A 2,851-nucleotide genomic window follows, 5' to 3' on the forward strand; every position below is an offset into this window, starting at 1 on the left:
CCAGCAGCGCTCGCACCTGCGCGACTTTCGCCGCATCGACGGGCGCGAGTCCGTTGCCGCCAACCCGTACGCCCGAACCGAAGTGAACCGCCTGAACTTGCGTCGCGTTCACGAAACCGGCCACTGCACCGATCGTCAAACCCGCGCCCGCCAGCACTGTGCAATGTGACCCGGCCGCTTGCCGCACCAGGTCGCGCATGATCGACTCCGCCTGCAGTACCGAAGGTTTGCCACCCGAGGTCAGGACATTTGTCACGGCATCGAAACCGAGCAGCACGTCGAGCGCTTTTCGTAGATCACGTGTTTCGTCGAACGCACGATGGAAGGTGATGGCGAGACCATCCGCCGCATCGATTGCGCGCGCCAGGCCTTCGCGGTCGATCTCACCGTCCGCCGTCAGCATGCCGATCACCACGCCGTTCGCTCCGGCCGCCTTGACGGCGCGCACGTCACGCAGCATCACGGCGTAGTCGTCCGCGTCGTAGACGAACGAGCGGCTATGCGGCCGCACGATGACGTTGACGGGGATGCTCGCCGCGGCCACCGCCGCTTCGATCAACCCGAGACTCGGTGTCAGACCGCCCTCGCCCATCGCGGTGACGAGTTCAAGACGGTTCGCACCGGCCTGCGCTGCAAGGCGGGCATCGGCAACGGTCGTGGCGATCACTTCGAGCAGGACGGACATAGGCGTGGCTGAGGGTCGTTAAAAACGACATGATCTCAGAACGCCGCGCGCCCTCCCAATATGAATCACCAGGATTGCTATTCACCCTCCAGATCGAAACATCGGAATCGCCGCTCACCGTTCCGATCTGAATCGCCAGCATCGCTGCGTACCTAGCGAAATAAACTATCGGAACCGCTATTCCTCAACCCAGTCGATATCGCCACACAGCACGCACGTCTGCTCGCCGACATGCGTCGCCACCGAGAGCGTCACGCACGGCAACGCCTCGTTAATCGACAGATACGGACGCGTCACATGCACGCGCTCCGGCGCGTTGATCGCCGCGCGGAAATACGGACGACGCAGCCAGTTCGCCCCTTGCGCATCGGCCAACGGCAGAAAGCGCGTTTCATGCGCCGCGCGATCGGCGCGCAGTACGACGTTGCGACCCGCCTGCTTGCCCTTCGCGTCGAGCAGGAAGCAGCGCGCGGCATGGTCGAGCGCGAGGAAATTCCAGCACACCTCCTCAAGCGGTTCGCCGGCGGCAAGCCGCTCAGCGGCGCGCTCGAACGCTCGCAGGTACGGTGCGAGGCGGCTCGCATTGCGGCGCTCGCGCGCTTCGGCCTGATCGCGATAACGGTCGGTGACTTCGCTGATGCAAGTCGTGGCGTGCGCCGCATCGGCTGCACCGGGATTGGGTCGGCCGAAGAAAAAGCCTTGTACGAAGTCGGCGTCGCAGGCGAGCGCCATCTGCGCTTCATGCTCCGTTTCCACGCCTTCGATCAGCACCAGTTTGCCCGCTTCGTGCAGCAACGCCACCAGCCCCGGCAGGATCGTCGCCATATCCGCACGATGCGCGGCGTGCGACAGCATGATGCGGTCGAGCTTCACGATATCGGGATTCAATTGCCAGATCCGCTCGACATTCGAATGGCCCGCGCCGAAGTCGTCGAGGGCAATCAGGAAACCGCGCTCCCGAAACTGACGTACCGCTTCGGCGAGACGTTCGAGGTCCTCCGCGCGTTGCTCGAGCACCTCGAGCACGATCCGCCGCGGCGACAGATCGAGCCGTTTGAGATTGGCCAGCAACGCGGCGGCGAGATACGGATCGGTCAGCGCGCCGGGATGGACATTCAGGAACAGCCATTCCCGCTCGGCGCCGAGCACCTTGAAGTTCTCCAGATGCAGCGTCTGGGCGAGCCGGTCGACTTGCAACACGTCGCCCAGACGCGCCGCCTCGCCGAACACGTCGAGTGGCGACACGGGACGGTCGAGCGCGTCGTGCGCGCGCAGCAGCCCCTCGTAGCCGACCGCCCGCATATGCGAGAGACTGAAAATCGGTTGAAACACGCTGGTCAGCGTCAGCTCGCCATGCTGCGCTGAGAAACGTTCGAGCCCCGACGTCACCTCGACATCGAAGCCATGCGGCGCGCTGGCCGTTCTTTCCTGTTGCGCAGTCGTCATGCAATCCTCTCACGCGAGAGCCGGGCCGGTCCGAACGCGGAGGCGAACAACCTCGGCACCGTTTCTCAAAATGTGCGTCATCGATATACGTTAAGCAAGCTCCATGCGCACGCTGGCGCACATTCGACTGAAAATTGCATAAAGGATTGCACCGGTGAAAGGGCCGATGCGCCGGCGGTGGGCGCGTCGCGCACCGCTACGGTGCATTGCCTTGCGGGATACTTGCTGACGCGCTCGCTGGACGCTGCCGAACTGAAGAAGGCGTGCCGCGCGGGCTGGCTAAACTTCGGCCTTACGGCCTCACGTGCGCCACGTGACTCTTATGCGCCGCGCAGGCAAACAAACCAAGGAAAGCCCCACGCCGCAGGCAAAAAAACCAACATCAAGCCACCGGCCCCCGCGCCGGCTCCCTCCTCAGGAGGGCATAAAGAATAATCGCTCCGAAGGTCGCAGTCCCAATCCCACCAAGCCCAAACCCGCCCAGCTTCAAGGAGAAATCCCCAGCCCCAAGCACCAGCGTCACCGCCGCAACGATCAGATTCCGGTTGTCGGAGAAATCCACCTTATTAACGACCCAAATCCGCGCGCCCGTCACCGCGATCAAACCGCAAACGACGATCGACACGCCGCCCAGCACCGGCCCCGGAATAGTCTGAATCACCGCCCCGAACTTCGGCGAAAATCCCAACACGAGCGCAATAACCGCCGCAATCACAAACA

3 protein-coding genes are annotated in these 2,851 nt (G+C 63.5%); all 3 read right to left on the bottom strand.

Annotated features, from left to right (window positions below):
• On the bottom strand, positions 1-685 hold a 685-nt coding region (locus QOC89_RS02130; RefSeq protein ID WP_323043508.1), incomplete at its 3' end, for a copper homeostasis protein CutC.
• A 177-nt stretch (positions 686-862) separates the two neighbouring features.
• Positions 863-2,131 (bottom strand): EAL domain-containing protein, encoded by a 1,269-nt coding sequence (locus tag QOC89_RS02135; RefSeq protein ID WP_323043509.1) that lies wholly within the window; start codon positions 2,129-2,131, stop codon positions 863-865.
• Between the two features lie 382 nt (positions 2,132-2,513).
• Positions 2,514-2,851, bottom strand: a 338-nt coding sequence (locus tag QOC89_RS02140; RefSeq protein WP_323043510.1) for a solute carrier family 23 protein, incomplete at its 5' end; no start/stop codon positions are given.

Origin of the sequence: Paraburkholderia sp., assembly GCF_034668105.1 — a bacterium.
GTDB lineage: Bacteria > Pseudomonadota > Gammaproteobacteria > Burkholderiales > Burkholderiaceae > Paraburkholderia.